At 41.7% G+C, this 22,541-nt stretch carries 21 protein-coding genes; 16 read left to right on the forward strand and 5 right to left on the reverse strand.

Annotated elements, in window-relative coordinates; translation table 11 throughout:
- Positions 1–176: 176 nt before the first annotated feature.
- The 3 genes from gyrB (at position 177) to serB (ending at position 4,629) form a co-directional block, all read left to right on the forward strand.
- Complete coding sequence (gyrB, locus tag ODU41_RS03470) at positions 177–2,129, forward strand: DNA topoisomerase (ATP-hydrolyzing) subunit B (protein ID WP_015647131.1); 1,953 nt, start codon at positions 177–179, stop codon at positions 2,127–2,129.
- Positions 2,130–2,217: 88 nt separating this feature from the next.
- Positions 2,218–3,942 carry a septation ring formation regulator EzrA gene (gene ezrA / locus ODU41_RS03475; protein WP_013730450.1) on the forward strand — a complete coding sequence of 575 codons (1,725 nt, stop codon included), beginning with the start codon at positions 2,218–2,220 and terminating at the stop codon, positions 3,940–3,942.
- Positions 3,943–3,993: 51 nt separating this feature from the next.
- Positions 3,994–4,629, forward strand: a complete 636-nt coding sequence (gene serB / locus ODU41_RS03480) for a phosphoserine phosphatase SerB (protein WP_029171555.1) — start codon at positions 3,994–3,996, stop codon at positions 4,627–4,629.
- A 173-nt stretch (positions 4,630–4,802) separates the two neighbouring features.
- Here serB and ODU41_RS03485 read toward each other — a convergent pair whose 3' ends face one another.
- Positions 4,803–5,453, reverse strand: coding sequence for an HAD family hydrolase (locus ODU41_RS03485; RefSeq protein WP_248017644.1), 651 nt, complete (start codon positions 5,451–5,453; stop codon positions 4,803–4,805).
- A gap of 107 nt (positions 5,454–5,560) precedes the next feature.
- On the opposite strand from ODU41_RS03485, the gene ODU41_RS03490 reads away from it, so the two are divergent.
- Entirely contained in the window at positions 5,561–6,688 is a 1,128-nt protein-coding gene (locus ODU41_RS03490; protein WP_398578655.1) for a glycerate kinase, read from the forward strand.
- Positions 6,679–6,849, forward strand: coding sequence for a hypothetical protein (locus ODU41_RS03495; RefSeq protein WP_228475201.1), 171 nt, complete (start codon positions 6,679–6,681; stop codon positions 6,847–6,849). Before ODU41_RS03490 ends, ODU41_RS03495 begins: the two co-directional genes overlap by 10 nt.
- A 64-nt stretch (positions 6,850–6,913) precedes the next feature.
- Here the strand turns inward: ODU41_RS03495 and ODU41_RS03500 are convergent, their stop codons facing one another.
- The gene (locus tag ODU41_RS03500) at positions 6,914–7,366 is read right to left on the reverse strand and encodes a DUF1694 domain-containing protein (RefSeq protein ID WP_024387228.1); all 453 of its coding nucleotides are present in this window, start codon (positions 7,364–7,366) and stop codon (positions 6,914–6,916) included.
- A 149-nt stretch (positions 7,367–7,515) separates the two neighbouring features.
- On the opposite strand from ODU41_RS03500, the gene eno reads away from it, so the two are divergent.
- Positions 7,516–8,823 carry a surface-displayed alpha-enolase gene (gene eno, locus ODU41_RS03505; protein WP_002935704.1) on the forward strand — a complete coding sequence of 436 codons (1,308 nt, stop codon included), beginning with the start codon at positions 7,516–7,518 and terminating at the stop codon, positions 8,821–8,823.
- Between the two features lie 365 nt (positions 8,824–9,188).
- Positions 9,189–9,836 (forward strand): HAD family hydrolase, encoded by a 648-nt coding sequence (locus tag ODU41_RS03510; protein WP_398578656.1) that lies wholly within the window; start codon positions 9,189–9,191, stop codon positions 9,834–9,836.
- Between the two features lie 27 nt (positions 9,837–9,863).
- Here the strand turns inward: ODU41_RS03510 and ODU41_RS03515 are convergent, their stop codons facing one another.
- Both ODU41_RS03515 and ODU41_RS03520 read right to left on the reverse strand, forming a co-directional pair.
- Positions 9,864–10,049: a hypothetical protein gene (locus tag ODU41_RS03515; RefSeq protein WP_002935693.1), complete on the reverse strand. Its 186-nt coding sequence runs from the start codon at positions 10,047–10,049 to the stop codon at positions 9,864–9,866.
- Positions 10,050–10,112: 63 nt separating this feature from the next.
- Complete coding sequence (locus ODU41_RS03520) at positions 10,113–11,117, reverse strand: lactonase family protein (RefSeq protein WP_277697041.1); 1,005 nt, start codon at positions 11,115–11,117, stop codon at positions 10,113–10,115.
- A gap of 135 nt (positions 11,118–11,252) precedes the next feature.
- Between ODU41_RS03520 and ODU41_RS03525 the strand changes: the two genes are divergently transcribed.
- From ODU41_RS03525 to budA, 3 genes are read left to right on the forward strand one after another with little or no spacing between them, the layout of a single operon-like run.
- Entirely contained in the window at positions 11,253–12,419 is a 1,167-nt protein-coding gene (locus ODU41_RS03525; protein ID WP_012775254.1) for an AI-2E family transporter, read from the forward strand.
- Positions 12,409–13,638, forward strand: coding sequence for a tetratricopeptide repeat protein (locus ODU41_RS03530; RefSeq protein WP_029172460.1), 1,230 nt, complete (start codon positions 12,409–12,411; stop codon positions 13,636–13,638). The genes ODU41_RS03525 and ODU41_RS03530 overlap by 11 nt, the downstream gene beginning before the upstream one ends.
- A gap of 3 nt (positions 13,639–13,641) precedes the next feature.
- Entirely contained in the window at positions 13,642–14,358 is a 717-nt protein-coding gene (gene budA / locus ODU41_RS03535; protein WP_398578657.1) for an acetolactate decarboxylase, read from the forward strand.
- Between the two features lie 27 nt (positions 14,359–14,385).
- Here budA and ODU41_RS03540 read toward each other — a convergent pair whose 3' ends face one another.
- A complete protein-coding gene (locus ODU41_RS03540; RefSeq protein ID WP_105201818.1) occupies positions 14,386–16,047 on the reverse strand; it encodes an NFACT family protein in 1,662 nt (553 codons plus the stop codon).
- A gap of 824 nt (positions 16,048–16,871) precedes the next feature.
- Here ODU41_RS03540 and trpX point away from each other — a divergent pair.
- The 6 genes from trpX to ODU41_RS03570 all read left to right on the forward strand — a co-directional run bounded on the left by trpX (position 16,872) and on the right by ODU41_RS03570 (position 22,509).
- Positions 16,872–17,870 (forward strand): tryptophan ABC transporter substrate-binding protein, encoded by a 999-nt coding sequence (trpX, locus tag ODU41_RS03545; protein WP_398578678.1) that lies wholly within the window; start codon positions 16,872–16,874, stop codon positions 17,868–17,870.
- Positions 17,871–17,892: 22 nt separating this feature from the next.
- Complete coding sequence (locus ODU41_RS03550; RefSeq protein WP_398578658.1) at positions 17,893–18,759, forward strand: ABC transporter permease; 867 nt, start codon at positions 17,893–17,895, stop codon at positions 18,757–18,759.
- Complete coding sequence (locus ODU41_RS03555; RefSeq protein WP_398578659.1) at positions 18,756–19,514, forward strand: ABC transporter ATP-binding protein; 759 nt, start codon at positions 18,756–18,758, stop codon at positions 19,512–19,514. The genes ODU41_RS03550 and ODU41_RS03555 overlap by 4 nt, the downstream gene beginning before the upstream one ends.
- A 182-nt stretch (positions 19,515–19,696) precedes the next feature.
- On the forward strand, positions 19,697–20,182 hold the full coding sequence (locus ODU41_RS03560) for a prolyl-tRNA synthetase associated domain-containing protein (protein ID WP_015647096.1): 486 nt from the start codon (positions 19,697–19,699) through the stop codon (positions 20,180–20,182).
- 5 nt (positions 20,183–20,187) lie between these two features.
- On the forward strand, positions 20,188–20,592 hold the full coding sequence (locus tag ODU41_RS03565; RefSeq protein WP_002935678.1) for a lipoprotein: 405 nt from the start codon (positions 20,188–20,190) through the stop codon (positions 20,590–20,592).
- A gap of 255 nt (positions 20,593–20,847) precedes the next feature.
- A complete protein-coding gene (locus ODU41_RS03570) occupies positions 20,848–22,509 on the forward strand; it encodes a ribonuclease J (protein ID WP_014638334.1) in 1,662 nt (553 codons plus the stop codon).
- The last annotated feature ends 32 nt before the right edge of the window (positions 22,510–22,541 follow it).

The raw sequence follows: 22,541 nt of genomic DNA on the forward strand, positions 1-22,541 counted from the left end.
GAAGAAGATGGAGCTAATGTTTCCTCTTCTTTTTTTCTATCAAAATATTAGAAAATATGGTATAATAAAGGGTATTCGTTAGAATGATTTTTGCTCTAAAAATATGTTTCGCTTTTATCCAGATGGATTGGCTTTTCTATTTTTAAGGAGCAACAAATAGAAAATAAGGAAAAGAAATGACAGAAGAAATCAAAGATTTACAAGAGAAGGCTCAAGAATATGATGCCAGTCAGATTCAAGTCTTGGAAGGTCTTGAAGCTGTTCGAATGCGTCCAGGGATGTATATCGGCTCAACATCTAAAGAAGGTCTCCATCACTTGGTTTGGGAAATTGTCGACAACTCAATCGATGAGGCGCTGGCTGGTTTTGCGGATAAAATTGAAGTTTATATTGAGCCAGATGACTCCATCACGGTTATTGATAATGGACGTGGGATTCCGGTAGATATTCAGGAAAAAACTGGTCGTCCAGCGGTAGAAACTGTCTTTACAGTGCTCCATGCAGGTGGTAAATTTGGCGGAGGCGGTTATAAGGTCTCAGGGGGATTGCACGGCGTAGGTTCATCAGTCGTAAACGCCCTATCTACTCAGCTAGACGTCCATGTCTACAAAAATGGTCAGGTATATTTCCAAGAGTATAAACGAGGTGAAGTCGTTGCAGATTTGGAGGTTGTTGGAGAAACAGACCGTTCTGGTACAACTGTACATTTTACACCTGACCCAGAAATTTTTACTGAGACGACTGAGTTCGACTTTGCAAAATTAAATAAGCGGATCCAAGAATTGGCCTTCCTAAATCGTGGTTTAAATCTCTCTATTACGGACAAACGTGAGGGAGTGGAGCAAACAAAGGAATATCACTATGAAGGTGGTATTGCTTCCTACGTTGAGTATCTTAATGAGAACAAGGATGTCATTTTTGAGACCCCTATCTATACAGAAGGTGAAATGGATGATATTACCGTTGAGGTTGCCATGCAATATACGACGAGTTATCATGAAAACGTAGTGAGTTTTGCCAACAATATTCACACACATGAAGGTGGTACCCATGAGCAAGGATTCCGTACAGCTCTGACACGTGTTATCAACGACTACGCCAAGAAAAATAAAATTCTCAAAGAAAATGAGGATAATTTAACTGGTGAGGATGTGCGTGAAGGCTTGACAGCGGTCATTTCTGTTAAGCACCCAGGTCCTCAATTTGAGGGACAAACTAAGACAAAACTTGGGAATAGTGAAGTGGTCAAAATTACCAACCGCCTTTTCTCTGATGCCTTTGCAGAATTTCTTTTGGAAAATCCCCAGATTGCTAGACGGATTGTTGAAAAAGGGATTTTGGCAAGCAAGGCTCGTATTGCTGCTAAGCGTGCGCGTGAGGTAACTCGTAAGAAATCGGGTCTTGAAATCTCAAACCTCCCAGGTAAGTTAGCGGATTGTTCCTCAAATGATGCAACGAAGACAGAGCTTTTCATCGTTGAGGGGGACTCAGCCGGTGGTTCAGCTAAATCCGGTCGAGACCGCGAATTTCAGGCTATTTTACCGATTCGTGGTAAGATTTTGAACGTAGAAAAAGCCAGCATGGACAAGATTTTGGCCAACGAAGAAATCCGTAGTCTATTTACAGCTATGGGAACTGGCTTTGGTGCGGATTTTGACGTTAGCAAGGCACGTTATCAAAAATTAGTCATTATGACAGATGCCGATGTCGATGGTGCCCATATTCGGACACTCCTTCTGACATTATTTTACCGCTACATGCGTCCTGTTGTAGAAGCGGGATACGTATATATCGCTCAACCACCTATTTACGGTATCAAGGTTGGAAGTGAGATAAAAGAATATATTCAACCTGGGGTTAATCAAGAGCAAGAATTGCAAGATGCCTTAGAAAGACATAGTACGGGACGGTCCAAGCCAACGATTCAACGTTACAAAGGTTTGGGAGAAATGGATGATCATCAGTTGTGGGAAACTACGATGAATCCTGAAAATCGTCTCATGGCACGCGTTTCAGTTGATGATGCGGCAGAAGCCGATAAGATTTTTGACATGCTAATGGGAGATAAGGTTGAACCTCGTCGAGAGTTTATCGAGGAAAATGCTGTTTATTCAACATTGGATGTTTAAAAACTAAAAAAACAAGTGCATATACTAGAGATTTATGGTATAATTAAGCGATATTTTCTAGTAATTACTATGAGCTAAGGAGATTTACATGCCTACAGGAACAATCATCTTAATCGTTTCGATTGTTATTATTTTAATCATTGCCTATGTAGCTTGCCTGATTGTTCGTAAACGAAATGACAACCTTTTGGTTGCATTGGAAGAACGTAAGGAAGAGCTATTTAACCTTCCAGTTAATGAAGAAGTCGAAGCTGTCAAAGCACTTCATTTGATTGGTCAAAGTCAGGTGTCATTCCGTGAATGGAATCAAAAATGGGTTGATTTGTCGCTCAATTCATTTGCCGACATTGAAAATCATATCTTTGAGGCAGAAGGCTATAACAATGCCTTTCGCTTTGTGAGTGCAAAGAATGCTATCGACAGTATCGAAAGCCAAATTGACTTAATTGAAGAAGACATCGCCTCTATCCGTCATGGTTTGATGGAGTTGAAGGAGCAAGAAGAGAAAAACTCTGGTCGCGTAAAACATGCGTTAAACTTGTTCGATAGTTTACAGGAAGCTGTTCGTGAAAATCCAGATAGCTACGGTGAGACACTACCAGAACTTGAGAAACAATTGAAAAATATTGAAGTTGAGTTTTCTGAATTTGTGATGCTCAATTCCTCTGGTGACCCGATTGAAGCTTCTGAAATCCTTGATAAGACTGAAGAGCATATGATTGCCCTCAATCAAATCATGGATCGCATTCCAAGTTTGATTGAACGAGTTACAAAAGATTTCCCAGAGCAATTGGAAGATTTGGAGTCGGGTTATCGTAAACTGGTTGAGCAGAATTATTTGTTCACAGAAGCTAACATCGAGTCACAGTTCCAAAATATTCGCGTTTCAATTCGTGAAAATACTGCTTTGATTGTTTCCTTTGATTTGGATGCCGCAGAAGCTGAAAATGAGGGAATTCAAGCAAAAATTGATCATTTGTATAAAGTCTTCAATCGTGAAATCGAAGCGAATAAGGAAGCTGTTAAGATTAGTAAAAACTTGCCAAAATTCTTGGAGCATGTTGTCCAAAATACACAGCTCTTGGATGAGGAAAGCCAACGCCTAAACGCAACTTACTTGCTGGCAGATAGCAAACTTTCACGGATCAATCAGCTTAAAGCTCGTTTGGAATCGATTGAAATTGTTGTTACAGAAAGTGTGGAAGACATTGAAAATCCACAAGTTGCATATTCTATTTTGGAAGAGCGTTTGGATCATTCATTGGCAAGCTTGAAAGAAATCGAAGAGGAGCAGCTTGTTTTAGCTGACTATCTTAAATCACAAGAATTGTCAGAGAACACAGCGCGTAAGAAAGCTACACTTTATATCAACAAATTGCATACCCTTAAGCGTTATATGGAAAAACGCAACCTTCCAGGAATTCCAGCTGAATTTTTAACAAACTTCTTTAGAACGAGCGATCATGTGGAAGCCTTGATTGCCGAGTTAGACTATAAACGAATCAATATCGAAGTTGTTAACCGTTTGTTGGAAAATGCAACGTATGATATGAATCAATTGGAAGAGTTAGCGTATTTGATTGTGCAAAATGCGACTTTAACAGAGCAGTTGCTACAATACTCTAACCGTTATCGTTCATTCGATGAAAGTGTGCAAAAAGCATTTAACCGTTCATTATCAATTTTTGAAAAGGATTTTGATTACCAAGCAGCATTTGAAGAAATTTCATTTGCTCTGGAAACAGTTGAACCTGGTGTAACAGAGCGTTTTGTACGTTCATACGAAAAAACTCGCGAAGCCATTCGCTACTAGATAAAAAGCCATTTGGCTTTTTATTTTTATACTTTGAAAGGAATATCGGAAATGACAACTGGATTATTAGTTATGGATGTTGATTCAACATTAATTTTGGAAGAAGGAATAGATCTACTTGGAGAAGAGGCCGGTTTAGGAGAGCAGGTTGCAGCAATTACCGAACGTGCTATGCGTGGGGAATTGGATTTTGAAGAAGCCTTACGTGAACGTGTGGCGTTGTTAAAGGGACTGCCTGTTTCTGTGTTTGATCGAATTATCAAAAAAATCCACTTTACGCCTGGAGCAGCAGAATTAGTCTCAGAATTAAAAATGCGAGGCTATAAGGTAGCAGTCGTTTCAGGCGGGTTTCATGAAACAGTCGATCGATTAGCTGCACAGTTAGAGTTAGACTATGTTCGGGCTAATCGATTAGAAGCAGTAGATGGAGTATTGACGGGACAAGTATTGGGTGAAATTGTAACGAAAGATACTAAAAAAGCATGTTTAGAAGAATGGGCGACAGAAAATGGGCTGAGTCTATCTCAAACGATTGCCATGGGGGATGGAGCAAATGATCTACCAATGATTCAACGAGCAGGAATTGGAGTAGCTTTCTGTGCTAAACCGATTGTCCAAGAACAGGCGCCCTACCAAATAAATGAAAAAAATCTCTATAAACTAATAGAGATTTTAGATAGTAAATAATGGGAGCGGGAAAGAACTCGACTAGTCAAAAAAAGAGTTCGTCTTCCCGCCCCCGCACAGTTGATTAGGTCAGATTTGGAGTGTAAAACACGAACAAATCTGCCAATCAACTACTGCGCTGAGATGTTGACACGAACCCTGAGAAGCGAGGTTGGTCTTTTTGCCCAGCCTCTTTATTCTGTTGTCAGTAAAATCCTTTTCAAATCTTGGACGGTTTCGACAATCATGGTGGCCCCAGCCTTTTCAAATTCCTGTTTGTTCCCATAGCCGTAAAGAACACCGATAGCGGGAAGTTGGTGTTTGCGTGCTCCTTCAATATCATGTTCTCTATCTCCAATCATCACAGCATGGTTTGGATATGCTTCTAATTGATTTATAGCATAGCCGATGACGTCCGTCTTACTGATGCGACTACTATCCAGACTAGCACCGGCAATGACATCAAAGTAGTGAGCGATACCAAAATGTTCTAGAATCTGTTTGGCAAATATTTCTGGCTTTGAGGTAGCAATTACTAGTGTTTTTCCAGCTGTTCTCAATTCTTCAAGCAGAGGGAGGATTCCAGGATAGAGTTGATTTTCAAACATTCCTTTTTCTTTAAAATAGACACGGAAAGCGTCAACTGCTGCTTGTGTATCTTCAGTGTTGAGTTGGTAGAATTTTGAAAAAGATTCATAGAGTGGCGGGCCGATGAATCGGTTTAAATTGGCTGTATCTGGTTCTTCAATTCCCATTTTTTCTAGTGCGTAGGCGACGGAGTTTAAGATTCCTTGTCCAGAATCAGTAAGAGTTCCATCTAAGTCAAATAATATAGTTTGATACATACTTATCTCCTTTCTTTCAGTATAACACAGACGATGAAAAACAGAAAAGATTTATTGAAAGCTGAATAGTAGCGTGATATACTAATAATATAAAGGAGGTTAGTATCATGCATATTCTCATTGCTCCGGATTCATTTAAAGAGTCTCTTTCAGCTATAAAGGTTGCTGAAGCGATTAAAAAAGGATTTTCTAAGGTTTATCCACAAGCAGGGTATGACTTAATTCCCCTAGGAGATGGTGGCGAAGGGACAGTTGAGAGTCTAATGCAGGCCTTATCCTTGGATGGAACCCAGACTTGGGTGACAGGTCCATTTGGAGATAAAATTAAGGTTTCCTATGCGGTTAAAGATGATCTTGCGGTTTTTGAAATGGCTGAGATTGTAGGGCTGGCAAGCATCCCGCATGAAAGAAGGAGTCCTCTCTTTATTAAGACACAAGGGGTTGGGGAGCTGATTGTGGAGCTCGTTCAAAATGGTGTTAAACGCATATTTATAGGAGTAGGTGGCTCTGCCAGTCATGATGGTGGTATCGGAATGGCGGCAGGTTTAGGAGTGAAATTTTATAATCGAGAGGGAAAAGAAGTAGAGGCAATTGGAGCTCATATCGGGGAGATTGTCAGCTTTTCCACAGAGGATATGTTGGTAGATCTATCTCAGGTCAGGATTGATTTGGTAACGGATGTGGAGAATCCGCTTTGCGGACCAGCGGGTGCCACATTTGTTTTTGCAGGTCAGAAAGGTCTAGCCTCTGCTGAATTTGAACTAGTAGACAAGAAAATGGAGTCCTTTTATAAATTAGTTAATCCAATGCTACTCGATTTGGCAGGAGCGGGTGCTGGAGGAGGTATGGCAGCAGGTTTAGTCCAATTTGCTGGTGCTCGCATTCAAAAAGGCATCGACTTTGTCTTGGATCAGTTGGACTTTGATCATCGCGTCACCAAAGCGGATCTGGTTGTGGTCGGAGAAGGGCGGATGGATGCCCAAAGCTTATCAGGGAAGACTCCGATAGGAGTAGCTAGACGGACGCCGACGGGGATTCCCATCATTGCAATTTGTGGTAGCCTCAAAGGCGATCTTCCCGAGTTTCCTTTTGAAAATATCTGCGCCGCTTTTCCGATAATTGCAAGCGTTGAAAGTTTGGAGGACACGCTTCAAAAAGCAGAAAAAAACCTGGTCCGCACGGCAGAGCAGGTGGCAAGAATTCTTCAGTTAGGAGGCCAACAAAGATGGAATTAGTGAAATATGTGGCTATTATCTTATTTATTTTTATTTGTCTTGTAAAGCTAGTATCCGTTATGAGACTTTCCGAAAAAGAAAGGGGAATGGAAATGAATGTAATAAAGGCAAATGGAGCAATGTTCTTTTTCAATGAAAAAATGAAAGAGGCAGATTGCTAGGAATCCTTTGTCTAACCTGTATTATTTTGCTTTAATATTTATGTTGATTTATCGATAAATAAGTCTAACCAAATAATTTTTTCCAGAAGGAAGGTTTTGCATCTTCCTTTTTTTCTTCTGGTTTTGAGATAAGATTTGGAAATATGGATTCTAAGCTAACTTCTTCATTATCCACAGCGTGATTTGTGTGAAAGACAAGTGCGTAGGGAGATTGTCCTATTTTTTCATCGATGATAGCGGTAGTAATGCCAAAGGTCTGAGCAATTTTTAGTAGTGAAATTTGTTGCTTGTCAGACAGGGCTGGCGAGAGTTTGAGGAATAGAGGAGAGTATCTGTTTGCTAGTTTTTGGCAAATTGTATCGAACTTATTTCCGACGACTTCACTACTCAAATCGTCAAAGGAAACGAGCAGGACAACCCGTTCGCGATAGGTTCCCATGTATAGACGTTGTTCATCTGGATTCAATCGTGTTTCGCCAGAGGCTTTCTGTAGTATGGTAGTATTTAAATCGTTCATGGTTTCAGTATAACATACTCAGTTAACTTTGAAAAGGAAGGCGTTTACATCATTTCTTTCAGTAAAATAACCTGTTTTTTCTTGAAAAATCCCTTCTTTTAGGGTATGATAGCTATGTAACAATTTTAAACTCAAAGGAGAGTAATATAATGTCAATTATTACTGATGTTTACGCTCGCGAAGTCCTTGACTCACGCGGTAACCCTACACTTGAAGTTGAAGTTTATACTGAATCAGGTGCTTTCGGACGTGGTATGGTTCCTTCAGGAGCTTCTACTGGTGAGCACGAAGCAGTTGAGCTTCGCGACGGTGACAAATCTCGTTACCTTGGTCTTGGTACTCAAAAAGCTGTTGACAACGTGAACAACGTGATTGCTGACGCTATCATCGGTTTTGACGTTCGTGATCAACAAGCTATCGACCGCGCTATGATCGCTCTTGACGGTACTCCTAACAAAGGTAAATTGGGTGCAAACGCAATCCTCGGTGTTTCTATCGCTGTTGCGCGTGCTGCTGCTGACTACCTTGAAGTGCCACTTTACACTTACCTTGGTGGATTCAACACTAAAGTATTGCCAACACCAATGATGAACATCATCAACGGTGGTTCTCACTCAGACGCTCCAATCGCTTTCCAAGAATTCATGATCTTGCCAGTTGGCGCTCCTTCATTCAAAGAAGGTCTTCGTTGGGGTGCTGAAGTATTCCACGCTTTGAAGAAAATCTTGAAAGCTCGTGGTTTGGTAACAGCTGTTGGTGACGAAGGTGGTTTCGCTCCTAAGTTCGAAGGAACTGAAGACGGTGTTGAAACAATCATCGAAGCTATCGAAGCTGCTGGTTACGAAGCTGGCGAAAACGGCATCATGATCGGTTTCGACTGTGCGTCATCTGAATTCTACGACAAAGAGCGTAAAGTTTACGACTACACTAAATTCGAAGGTGAAGGCGCTGCTGTTCGTACTTCTGCAGAACAAATCGACTACCTTGAAGAATTGGTTAACAAATACCCAATCATCACTATCGAAGATGGTATGGATGAAAACGACTGGGATGGCTGGAAAGCTCTTACTGAGCGTCTTGGCAAACGCGTTCAATTGGTTGGTGACGACTTCTTCGTAACAAACACTGACTACCTTGCACGTGGTATCAAAGAAGGTGCTGCTAACTCAATCCTTATCAAAGTTAACCAAATCGGTACTCTTACTGAAACATTTGAAGCTATCGAAATGGCTAAAGAAGCTGGCTACACTGCCGTTGTATCACACCGTTCAGGTGAAACTGAAGATTCAACAATCGCTGACATCGCAGTTGCAACTAACGCAGGCCAAATCAAGACTGGTTCATTGTCACGTACAGACCGTATCGCTAAATACAACCAATTGCTTCGTATCGAAGATCAACTTGGTGAAGTTGCAGTCTACAAAGGCTTGAACTCATTCTACAACTTGAAAAAATAAAACAGTCTGGGAGACTGTTTTATCCCCGAGCTAGAATAGTGAGGGTTATAATAAGAACAAGTCTGGAAAGTTCCAGACTTGTTTTTCAATGTCTGGGAGACTGTTTTATCCCCGAGCTAGAATAGCGAGGTTTATAGTAAGAACAAGTCCGAAGATTTTCGGACTTGTTTTTCTATGTACAGTGTGCTAATTTATTTTCGGGCTAACAAAGTGAGGGACAGCAAAACTCTCTAGGTAGTTTTCTTTGCCTTGATATTGATAAAATGATATTCTAAAAAGGCAGATCAACTTAAGTATTCTCATTTTGAAAAGAGATGGAGAGTGGGATGATAGAGTGGGATGATAGAGTGGGATGATAGAGTGGGATGATAGAGTGGATATTTTTTGATTTGGGTTCGACGCTTTTAGATGAAGAGGCTGCTTATGGTTATTATATAGACAAGTGTGTGAAGAAGTTAGAGTCTCTGGATATAGAGGTTTCATCAGATTCTTATAAAAAGAAAATGGTGGAGTATGCTCATAAGTCGCTGGACCCTATTCGTGCGACCTGGCAATATTTTGCACCGACCGAGCCACGTCCTTTGTGGACAAATGAGGGTGTGAGCCTGTATCCTGAAACAATAGATGCTCTAGAGAAGTTATCACAAAACTATCGATTAGGGATTATTGCCAATCAGTCTAGTAGTATTAGAGAACTACTTAAAGAGTGGGGAATTGAGTCTTATTTTCAACTCATCATCCTCTCTGAAGAGGTTGGTTTATCTAAACCAAATACAGCTATTTTCACACTTGCCTTGCAAAAAACAAACATCCCTGCAGATAGAGTTGTCTATGTCGAGGATAGGTATGATAATGACATTCTACCTGCTAAATCTTTGGGAATGTGGACTGTACGGATACTGACAGGTTTTGGGAAGCATGCCAGTGAAAATGAAAAATTGAAGAGCGATTGGGTAATTCCTTCATTGCAAGAGATAACAAATATTTTTGAACAAACAAAAAAACTAGACTGAACATTCTCAGCCTAGTTTTTACATGTATTAGAACAAGCCTTTAACTTTATCTAAAAGACCGTTAACACCTTCAGAACCTGATAACAAGCCTTTTGCCTGTTCCAAGTATTCACCGAATTGGTCCTTGTTTTCTTCGATAAATTGTTTTGCACCATCAAAGTCTTTGTTTGCAATCAATTCTTTTACTTGGTTAAAAAGATCTACTGGATTCATGTTGAAATCACCTCCTATGAGACTATTAAACCAAAACTGGACGGATTTCACAACTGAAACGACTTATAAAAATGTAACGCAAACTGCTTCAGGAACATAGAAATCGTGTGAAAGCTCAGTCAAACAGCCATTTTCGGCATCTCTTTTGAATACAGTTGCATTGTCAGAATCTTGATGGACAACAATCAAATGCTTTTCATCAGGACTAAGCGTGAAATCGCGAGGAGTTTTTCCATTTGTTGGGACGATTTCAACTAATTCTAAGCTGGCATCAGCAAGCGTTTTGTAGACTGCGATAGAGTCGTTTCCGCGGTTGGATCCATAAATAAATTTACCATCCTTTGTGATGCGGATAGCGGCAGTTCCGTTGAAACCAGTATGGTCTTCTGGGAGAGTAGAGACAGTTTGTAGGTGTTCAAATTGTCCCCAGCCGTCGTAGATAAGCACCTCAATAGTTGAATTGAGTTCACAGATGAGATAGGCAATTTTTGCGACAGGATGGAAGACAATGTGACGTGGACCACTTCCTGGCGCAGCCTGATAGGTTGCGATTTTCTCTACTTTTCCTTGGTCAGATACCTTATAGGTTACCACTTGATCACATCCTAAATCACAGGTTACTAAAAATTTATCGGGCGTCAAATCAGAAAAGTGAACATGGGCGGAAGCTTGGTTTTCGTGCGGCCCAGATCCCTCGTGTTGAGCGACATCAGCTAATTCTAGTGAACCATCCGCCAAACGTTTATAAACAAGTAGTTGCCCTTTGTGGAAATTGGAACCATAAACTAAATCTCTTGCTTCATCTACAGCGACATAGCAAAGTGGTGCGCCCTCTGATACAACATGGTTGAGTAGAGTATAGTCAGCATTAAAGGCAGCGATACCTCCTAGACCATTTTCAGCGCCGACGGAGTATAGATGTCCGGCCTTATCAAAGGCAAGGTAGGTAGGGTTAGGTTCTTCAGTGACCAATTCTAGATTGCTAAGTTGTCCTGTTTCAGAGTCAAAATTTGCTTTATAAATTCCTTTTGATTCACGTTTTGTGTAGGTACCGAAATAGATAGTCATAGGATTCTCCTTTTTGGAAATGATTGATAAAATTATACCATGTTTTTCTGAGAAAGTCGTAGAAATTCTGTAGTTGATTTTTACAAAAATCCTTTCTCCATGTTACAATAGAAAAAAAGACTAGGAGTGTATTAGATGGAGGATAAGCATCAAAAATTTAGTCTGACTTGGTTTTTCCGCTTGTTTTTAAATAGCCAAGCGGTGACATTTTTATTAGTAACCTTGCTGACTTTTTTGACTATATTTATTTTTAGTAAAATTAGTTTTTTATTCAGACCAATAGGAAGCTTTTTAGAAATTGTATTGTTACCGATGATTTTAACAGGTCTTTTGTATTACCTATTAAATCCGATGGTTGACTGGATGGAAAAGCATAAAATTTCTCGTACAGTTGGTATTTCCATTCTCTTTGTTTTAATCAGTCTTCTCATTATCTGGGGACTGGCGGTGGCAATTCCGAGTATTCAAGAGCAAGTGACATCTTTTGCGCAAAATCTTCCTTCGAATATCCAGAAAATCGAAGGACAGGTAACTGGGCTCCTACAGGATCAGCGCTTTGAACAATTTAGACCAACAGCTCTGGAGATGTTAAATAAGGTCAATGATCAGATCGTTGCCTATGCTCAGAAGTTTTCTTCAAGCGCTGTGAACTGGGCAAGTAATTTGATTTCAACCGCTTCACAGATTATTGTTGCTATTTTGATTATGCCCTTTATTCTCTTTTATCTGTTACGGGATGGTCAGTATTTGAATAAACACATTACCCAATATCTACCAACCAAGTGGAGAGAACCGATTGGAACAGTACTATCAGATGTGAATGGGCAATTATCAAACTATGTTCGTGGTCAGGTGACCGTTGCGATTATTGTTGCCCTGATGTTCTCAGTGATGTTCTCAATCATTGGTCTTAGCTATCCAATAACTTTGGGGGTGATGGCTGGTTTCCTCAATCTAATTCCGTATTTGGGTTCTTTCTTGGCCATGATTCCAGCTGTTATTTTAGGATTGATTGCTGGTCCAATCATGCTGATAAAGGTTTTAGTAGTCTTTATGATTGAGCAGACTATAGAAGGTCGTTTTGTGACACCATTGATTATCGGAAGCTCCCTAAGTATTCATCCGATTACCATTTTATTTGTATTATTGACAGCTGGTCAGATGTACGGTGTCCTAGGAGTTCTTCTGGGAATTCCAATATATGCCTCTATTAAGGTTTTAGTGAAAGCGGCATTTGAATGGTACAAGGCACACAGTGGTTTGTATGAAGATGAAGAAAATGAGGTTGTGAATGAACAATAGTGAAAAAATGTTGGTTTGTTTGGACCAACAGGATTTAGACAAGGCAGATAAGTATTTCAAGCGCGCCTTGGTGCAAGATGATAGCGAAACGCTTTTGTCCTTGGCAGCCTATTTAGAAGGCATTGGTTTTTTCCCACAGGCTAGACAAATCTATGAACAGGTCAAAGAAGAATTTCCCGAAGTACTGATCAATCTTGCCCAAATAGCATTTGAAGATGGCTTGGTTGAAGAATCTTTTGGATACTTGGAGGAAATTTCAGAAGACAGTTCTGTCTATGTGGAAGCCTTGTTGGTTAAGGCGGACCTGTATCAGGCAGAAGGCTTGTCGGATGTGGCGCGTGAAAAATTGTTAGAAGCAAGTCACTTATCAGATGAACCCATCATCCTCTTTGGCTTAGCAGAATTGGATATGGAACTGGAGCTTTTTAATGAGGCTATTTCCTACTATGCCCAGCTGGATAATCGTGAAATCTACGAATTAACGGGAGTTTCTACCTATCAGCGAATTGGTATTGCCTATGCAAGTTTGGGGAAATTTGAAGCGGCCATTGAATTTTTGGAAAAAGCTGTTGAGTTGGAATACGATGACCAGACGGTTTTTGAGTTAGCAGCTCTGCTATTTGAACGAGAAGAATACCAAAAGGCCAATCTCTATTTCAAGCAGTTGGATACCATCAATCCTGATTTTGAGGGCTATGAATATGCCTATGCTCAGTCGCTTCATGCCGAGCATAAGATTGATGATGCCTTGGCTATGACTCAAAAAGGCCTGGCTAAAAATGACTTTGATGCCAATCTCTTGCTTCAGGCTTCACAGTATGCCTATGAATTGCATGACGAGGCGGGGGCAGAAGATTATCTTCTACGGGCAAAAGAGGTGGCAGATGATAGTAACGAACTAGCTCTGCGCTTGTCCAATCTGTATCTTGAGCAGGAACGATTTGAAGAGGTTGTGGCTTTATTTGATGAAGAGGTAGATAACGTTCTAGCTCGCTGGAATATGGCCAAAGCCTATCAAGCTCTAGAAAGAGATGATGAAGCGAGTGAGCTTTACGATGAATTGGCTGGAGAATTGGCTGAGAATCCTGAATTTTTGGCTGATTACGTAGCGGTTTTACGTCAACTTGGTCGTTTGGATGAGGCAAAAGAGCAAGCTAGTCGTTATATCCAATTGGTGCCAGACGATTTAGCCATGCAAGAATTTTTGAATGAAGAGTAGGTTATGCAAGTAAATCGATTATTTCAATACAATACCTTAGGTGCCTTAATGGCTGGACTGTATGGCGGCTCCTTGACGGTTGGCGAATTGTTGGAACATGGTGATTTGGGTTTGGGAACCCTGGATTCCATTGATGGTGAGCTGATTGTCTTGGATGGAAAGGCTTATCAGGCCAAGGGAGCAGGAGAGAAACCAGAAGTGGTTGAAGTTCCAGCTGATATGAAGGTTCCCTATGCGGCGGTCATTTTCCATGAGGCAGAAGTCATTTTCAAACAACGCTTTGAAATGACTCATGAGGAATTGCATCAGCGAATTGAGTCCTATTATGATGGGGAAAATCTCTTTCGCTCCATCAAAATCAAGGGGACGTTTGCTCGGATGCATGTCCGCATGATTCCCAAATCGGCTTCGGATGTTCGTTTTGCAGAGGTGGCAAGTCGCCAGCCTGAATATACGGCTGAGAACATTTCGGGAACCATAGTTGGTATTTGGACGCCAGAAATTTTCCATGGTGTTAGTGTGGCTGGCTATCATTTGCATTTTATTTCGGATGATTTGACCTTTGGGGGTCATGTCATGGACTATATTATTTCAGAAGGAATGGTGGAAGTGGGACCAGTCGATCAGCTAGATCAACGCTTTCCAGTCCAAGACCGCCAGTATCTTTTCGCTAAGTTAAACGCTAAGGAAGTCAGAGAAGATATTGATAAGGCGGAATAGGTTTCAATACAGAAAAATCCATGAAAATCAATTGATTTTCATGGATTTTATTTTGTCTTCTGTTGGGGTGACACGGAGGGTCTTCTGACCGCGGTAGGTCACAAAACCAGGCTTACCACCTGTTGGCTTATGCAGTTTCTTGGCTTCAATCATATCGACTTGAACCAAGTTGGAATGTCTAGCCTTGGAGAAGTAGGCAGCCAACTCGGCCGCATCTGTCTTGACTTCGTCGCTTGGGTCCAAGTTGTCTGTGATGACCACATGACTACCTGGAATGTCTTTGGCATGGAACCAGAGTTCGCCTTTCTTGGCCATTTTGAAGGTCAGCTCATCATTTTGCAGGTTATTTTTCCCGACCAGAATAATGGTCTTCCCGTCCGTCGCCAAGTATCGCTCAGGTTTCTGACGCTTATGGATTTTCTCACGGTGGCGACGTTTGAGGTAGCCTGTTTCAATCAGCTCTTCACGGATCTCATCAATCTCAGCAAGACTAGCTTGTCCCAGCATGGTGTCAACGGACTCCAGATAGACAATGGTCGCCTTGGTTTCCTCAATCAAGTTGGTCAGGTGCTTGACCGCCTCCTTGAGTTTCTGGTACTTCTTGAAGTAACGTTGGGCATTCTGGCTAGGAGTCAAAGCCACGTCCAACTCAATCTCCAGCTCCTCGCCCGTATAGTAGTTGTCTAAGCGCACGCTCGGCTGATCGTTGGGCACCTGGTGCAGATAGGTGGTCAGGAGCTCGCCCTTTTGCCGCACCAACTCCGCCGTTTCTGTATCTGCCAATTCCTGCTCCTGCTTGACCAACTTCTTGCGATTCTTCTCCAGCTCACTGGCCACCCGCTTGATCAGCTCATTGGCCTGCTGGGCCACCCGATCCCGCTCCGCCTTGTCCTGATAATAGAAGTCCAGCAGACTGCTCAGGCTCTCAAAGTGTGGCTGGTTTTCTGGGCTATTGGCAAATGGCAGAGCAGCATAGGACTTGTCTGTCAGGCTAGGCTGTGTTGCCTGGTCAAAAAAGGCACGGAAGTTCTTCAGGCGGTCTGACTGCAAATGACTGGCCAGTTCAGAAGCCGTATCCCGACCCAAACCTTGAAAGACCTGTTGGAGATTTTTAGGACTCAGTTCCTGAGTCGATAGGATTTCAAACAATTTCTCATCAGACACCGTATAAGGATTGAGAGAATGCGTTTCCGGTGGACGAATGTAGGTGGAACCAGGCAAAATGGTCCGGTAGGAATTTTGCGAGAAACCGACATGCTTAATTGCCTCGATAATCTTCTGTTCAGACTTATCTACCAAGATGATATTGCTGTGCTTACCCATGATTTCCACAATCAAGGTAGCTTGGATATGGTCGCCAATCTCATCCTTGTTGGACACAGAAAATTCTAAGATGCGGTCATTGTCCAACTGACGAATCTCCTCGATAATGGCACCCTGCAAGTATTTCCGTAGAATCATGGTAAAGGTATTGGGAACCTTTGGATTGGTAAAGTCCGACTGGGTCAGCTGAACCCTCCCGAAAACCGAATGGGCGGACAGGAGCAACTTATGGCTCTGACGGTTGCTGCGAATGTTCAGAACAATTTCCTGTTCAAAGGGCTGGTTGATTTTCTGAATCCGCCCACCTTCTAAATTGGCCCTTAACTCAGCCGTCATGTGATGTAAAAAAAATCCGTCAAAAGACATGGTTTTCCTCTTTCTAATAGCTATAACTCAGTCTAGTATATCATATTTTGATGTTTTTTGATGAGACTGGTAGTCCCTACTGACAGAAAAAGTTTTCAGAAAATTTAATCAAAAGTATTGACAAAGATTGATGGATGCCGTATAATCGTCTGTAATCAGAAGAAGTAGTAAAGCAGAAGTCTTCAGGGAGCCTGTGGTACTGGGAACAGGTGGCGGAGTTTTATGAAATGGGCTGATGTGCATTTATGTCTATTTTATGATGTCGTTAGTCGGTCTTGCCGTACCACCAGTACTGCCTTCACCCGACTGCCTAGTCCTAAAATGCCCTAAATTCACAAGGATTGTTTGGCATAGCATACTTTGCGTAGACTGTTTTGGCTGAGTACGAGGCAGGTCGACGCAGCTTATACTGGCGGTATAGCAAGGAGAGCTAACAAAGTACTCAGCCAAAACAATCACGCAAATGAACTTAAAACAATGATAGTTCGGTCCGCACACCTTACAGTGCAACTCCTTGTTAGAGGAGATGAGATATGGGAGGATTCTATACAATTCCCATAAGTGAGGTGGCACCGTGTCATTGACGCCCTCGCAGGTTGGTTTTTCCTGCGGGGGCTTTTCCATTGTCTTCGTAGAGTGCTTTTATATTGCGTCACGTTCGGCTTGCCTAACCTGAGTTATGTCTGCGCCTCCGTTCCTTATCTAAAAGCAATCTACTTTGACAATTATTAACAAAACGAGGTAATCATGATGAAACGATGGCGATGGTGGAATAGTATACTGATGATGTAGGATTTGTTTATTAAAAAGGAGAATTAGATATGATGAAAAATAAGAATTTACTTGCTACAATTATTGCCCTTACTGTGATGGTGGTTGCTGCCTTGTTTTTGACGCAAAAAGAACAGAACAATTCAACGAATAGCACAGCAAAAGTTAAAATTGGGGTCCTCCAATTTGTGACGCATGATTCACTAGACGAAATTTACAAGGGAATCAAAGCAGGACTTGAAGAAGGTGGTTATACCACAACTGAGAATCTCTCAATTGATTTTATGAATGCAGAAGGTGATCAATCCCAAGTTCAAACCATGAGTAAAAAATTGGTGGACAATGGCAATGAATTATTGATTGGTATCGCAACACCTGCTGCACAGGGATTAGCAAACGCTACGACAGAATTACCCATTATCATGGGAGCTGTGACAGATCCAGTCGGAGCCAACCTGGTGACGGATTTGAAAAATCCTGGTGGAAATATCACAGGGGTATCAGACCAAACACCAGTAGCAGACGCAGTTTCTCTCATTAAAGAAATTACACCAGACGCTAAAACTATCGGTGTCCTCTATTCTTCAAACGAAGACAATTCAAAAATTCAAGTAGCGGAATTTAAGGCTGCAGCAGAAGAGGCTGGCTATACTGTTCTTGAATATGCAGTTGCTTCTAGTAATGAAATTGCAGCGACAGTAGAGGTCGCAAGTAGTAAAGCAGATGTTCTCTTTACACCAGTAGATAACACAGTTGCCTCAGCATTTTCAACTGTCGTATCTGTGGCAAATAAAACCAAAACTCCGATTTTCACCAGCGTAGAAGATATGGTAGAAGGCGGAGGTATCGCATCTGTTACCCTTAGCCAATATGACTTGGGTGTGGCAACTGGTAAGATGGCTGCGAAAATTCTTGATGGTGCCAATCCAGAGGATACACCTGTACAAATCTTTAACGAGGGTACCGTTGTTGTCAACCAAAAAGTTGCTAAAGAATTAGGAATTACCTTGTCAGATGATGTGATTAGTAAAGCAAGCAAGGTTATCGAATAAGAGATAAGAGAAAAGGAAAAATATGATTGTATCAACAGTTTCACAGGCTCTTTTATGGGCTGTACTAGGTTTGGGAATATTCGTTACCTTTCGGATTCTGAATTTTCCTGATATGACGACAGAGGGCTCTTTCCCGCTTGGAGGAGCGGTTGCTGTTACCTTATTGACGCAAGGAGTTCATCCTATCTTGGCTACTCTAGCAGCAGTTCTTGTTGGCTGTTTGGCGGGCTTTGTCACAGGCTTGCTTTATACCAAGGGGAAAATTCCCACTCTTCTGGCTGGTATCTTGGTCATGTCTTCCTGTCACTCTATCATTCTATTTATCATGGGTAGGGCAAATCTAGGCTTACTGAATACCAAACGTTTACAAGATTTCCTTCCTTTTTCTGAGCAAATTAATGGTCTCTTGCTAGGTCTAGGTAGCCTAGCGGTGGTGATTGGTGCCTTGATGTTCTTCCTATACACTCGCCTTGGACAGGCCTTTATTGCAACAGGGGATAATCCAGATATGGCACGCAGTTTTGGTATCAATACAAGTCGAATGGAGTTGCTGGGTCTTGTTCTTTCAAATGGGATCATCGCACTTGCAGGTGCCTTGATTGCACAACAAGAAGGCTATGCGGATGTGTCGCGTGGTATTGGTGTCATTGTGGTCGGTATGGCTAGTCTGATTATCGGTGAGGTAATTTATGGTAACCTTACTATGTTAGAACGGTTCTTGGCCATTGTTGTCGGAGCGATTTTCTATCAGTTCTTAATTTTGGTGGTCATTTCCCTCGGTATCAATACCAGCTACCTCCGTATCTTCTCGGCCATGATTCTGGCAACTTGCCTCATGGTTCCTGAGTTGAAAAATAAACTTCTGAAAGGAGCTAGTCTGTCACGATGAAAGCAATTGTTGAATTAAAAAATGCCACCAAGGTGGTGACAAACGGTTTTGATGAAGAACGTGTGATTTTGGATAATGTCAATCTGACCATCTACCAGGGTGATTTTATTACCATTTTGGGTGGAAATGGGGCTGGGAAGTCAACCCTCTTTAATGTCATTGCTGGAACCCTACCCTTGACTAGTGGTTCAGTCCATATTCTTAGTGAGGACGTAACCAATTGGCCTGCAGAAAAACGTGCTAAGTATCTGGCACGTGTTTTCCAAGATCCTAAAATGGGGACGGCGCCACGGATGACGGTGGCAGAAAATCTACTGATAGCTAAGTACCGTGGCGAGGGACGGGGCTTAGTGCCACGCAGATTGGCCCAACAGACGGAAGAATTTGCCCAGCTTTTGCCGAGAGTGGGAAATGGTTTGGAAAAACATTTGGACACGCCAGCAGGGCTCTTATCAGGTGGTCAACGCCAGGCATTGAGTTTGTTGATGGCGAGTTTGAAACAGCCTGAACTTTTACTCTTGGATGAGCATACTGCAGCCCTCGACCCTAAAACTAGCCAATCCTTGATGCAATTGACTGATGAATTGATTGCGACCAAGGGAATGACGGCCCTCATGGTCACTCACCAGATGGAAGATGCGTTGCGTCACGGTAATCGCTTGATTGTCATGAAAAATGGTCAGATTATTCAGGATCAAACGGCTGAAGCAAAATCCAAGATGAAACTGGAAGATTATTATAAGTTGTTTGATTAAGAACCTGTGTGGATAGTTCGCAACTTCCAACCAAGTTTGGTTTTGGCTAAAACTGAATCTTATATCAAACAGATCACTTGTGAATACAGGTCTAAAGTCTGGAGTAATCCAGGCTTTTATTATCCTTTGAATTTTTAGTTAAAAAGCAGTATAATATACTAAGTATATCAAGAGGTGCTGTCATGGATAAATTGGTTTTTGAAAGCTTAGCTGACTTGGGAATGGACTACACCATTGTAGAGCATCCACCAGCTCGGACAACTGAGGAAGCAGACCGTTACATTGAAGGGTTAGAAGGAGTACGGACCAAGTCCATGTTTCTGACTAATAAGAAAAAGACTGCATTTTATTTACTGATCATGGATGACCAGAAGCAGCTGGATATGGACCAGTTTCGTGATTTGGTGGGAGCCAACCGTATTCGGATGGCCTCGAGTGATAGCTTGATGGAAAAAATGCACTTGCCTGCGGGTGCGGTATCTGTTTTTGGCTTGTTACATAATGTTGATAAGGATATTCAAGTCTTTTTTGATAAAGAAATCCTTTCTGAACCCATTCTAACCTTCCACCCCAATGTTAATACGAAAACAATTTTTGTAAAGACAGAAGATGTTTTGCGTTTTGTAGAAGAGATTGGCTTTTCAGCAACGATTGTTGACTTGGGGTAACAAAGATGAGAAAATGTTTAGCTATTTGTAGTCTGTTGTGTTGTCTTTTTTTGGTAGGATGTCGGACAGGAGCAGCTTATCAGGCAGAGATTGAACCGATGGAACAATCAGAATTGTATACGGAAAAAGAGATTGAGGCGGCTATTCTTGTAGTTCAAGATTACTTTGATCACCATTTTAACAGTTGTAAATTGCTGACTATCGGTTACAGTGGTGATAATGAAAAGGAATTTGATGAGTGGGCGGAGCACTATGGTGCAGAGGAAGCTATTATCCTAACTTCGTCTTTTAAGGTAGCAGCTGAGGGGGCAGAGCCCACCTTAGAGCCTAATAGTACCCATACGGATTGGAAATGGATTTTAGTGCGGAATGTTGGTGGTAAGTGGGAACATAAGGGACATGGTTACTAATGTATATGTAGAACTTCGTTGATTTTCAGCGGAGTTTTTTGTAAATTTTCTTGAAAAAATGTATAATAGAAGCGATAGCTATTTAGGTATTTCTATTTAAAAGTTGCGTTGATGGTTGAATATAATTTTGAACCAACGTGTGTCTTTTGCAAATAGAACTCCGACATAGCAGACTGTAATTCGACTTGGAACTCCCAAGGACCGTTGGTAAGAAAAATAAAATGGACACCTGTGGGATGTCCAAAAGGAGTAAAGATGAGTACAATTAAAATTATGGCTCTTGGAGGTGTGCGGGAAAATGGAAAAAACCTGTACATTGCCGAAGTGAATGAACATATTTTTGTTTTGGATGCGGGGGCAAAGTATCCTGAGAATGAACAGTTAGGTGTGGATGTAGTTGTCCCAAATTTCGATTATTTGGAAGAAAATAAGCATCGTGTAGCAGGGGTCTTTTTATCTCACGGGCATGCAGATGCTATCGGAGCGCTTCCTTATCTCTTGGAGAAAGTGAAAGTGCCAGTATTTGGTTCGCACTTGACTATCGAATTGGCTAAGCTACTTGTCAAGGGGAATAATGCTACTAAGAAATTTAATGATTTCCATGTTATCAATGCTGACACTGAAATTGATTTCGGGGATTCAGTGGTATCTTTCTTTCAGACGACCCACTCTATTCCAGAGAGTTTAGGAATTGTCGTTAAGACGGATGAGGGAAATATTGTCTACACAGGTGACTTTAAGTTTGACCAGGCGGCAGATAAGTTTTATCGTACGGATTTTGGGCGATTGGCTGAAATCGGTAACGAAGGTGTGTTGGCCCTCTTGTCAGACTCAGCTAACGCAGATAGCAATGTTCAAGTAGCGAGCATGCATGAGGCTGGGGAGGAAATTCTCAATACGATTGCTGACTGTGACGGGCGAGTTATTGTGGCAGCAGTTGCCAGCAATATTGTACGTATTCAACAGATTTTTGACGCGGCAGAAGCAACTGGTCGTCGTGTCGTATTGACAGGACATGATGTGGAAAACATTGTCCGAACAGCGATTCAATTGAAAAAACTTCGTTTGGTCAGCGAACGCTTGTTGGTAAAACCAAAGGATATGAACAAGTATGAAGACCATGAATTGATTATTTTAGAAACTGGTCGTATGGGCGAGCCGTTAAATGGATTGCGTAAAATGTCTATCGGTAGACATCGCTATGTTGAAATCAAAGAAGGTGATCTAGTTTATATTGTTACCACTCCAAGTATTTCAAAAGAAGCGGTTGTTGCTCGTGTGGAGAACTTGATTTACAAGGCTGGTGGTACCGTAAAATCTATCACAAAGAATCTTCGCGTCTCCGGGCATGGGAATGCGCGTGATTTGCAGCTCATGCTCAACATTATGAAGCCTAAATATCTTTTCCCAGTTCAAGGGGAGTATCGTCAATTGGATGCTCACGCTAAGGCTGCGCTTGAAATCGGTATGTATCCAGAAAACATTATCATCGTTAAGCGTGGGGATGTCATGGCTTTTGAAGAGGGGGATTTTGTCCATAGCGGAGCGGTTCCTGCTGGTGATGTCATGATTGACGGAAATGCCATGGGCGATGTTGGAAATATCGTCCTTCGTGACCGTAAGATCCTCTCAGAAGACGGTATCTTTATCGTGGCTATCACTGTCAACCGCCGTGAGAAAAAAATCATTTCTAAAGCCAAGGTCAATACTCGTGGTTTTGTCTACGTGAAAAAGAGCAAGGACATCTTGCGTGAGGCATCAGAATTGGTGAATACAACGGTGGAAAATTACTTTACAAAGGATAGCTTTGACTGGGCAGAGCTTAAGAGTGCTGTTCGCGATGATTTAGCAAAATTCCTCTTTGACCAAACTAAACGTCGCCCAGCTATTTTGCCGGTAATTATGGAAGTCAAGTAAGCTGATTTATATACATAAGAAGAGCCGAGGGA

The sequence above is a fragment of the Streptococcus sp. 2022WUSS083 genome (assembly GCF_044427155.1).
Taxonomy (GTDB): domain Bacteria; phylum Bacillota; class Bacilli; order Lactobacillales; family Streptococcaceae; genus Streptococcus; species Streptococcus hashimotonensis.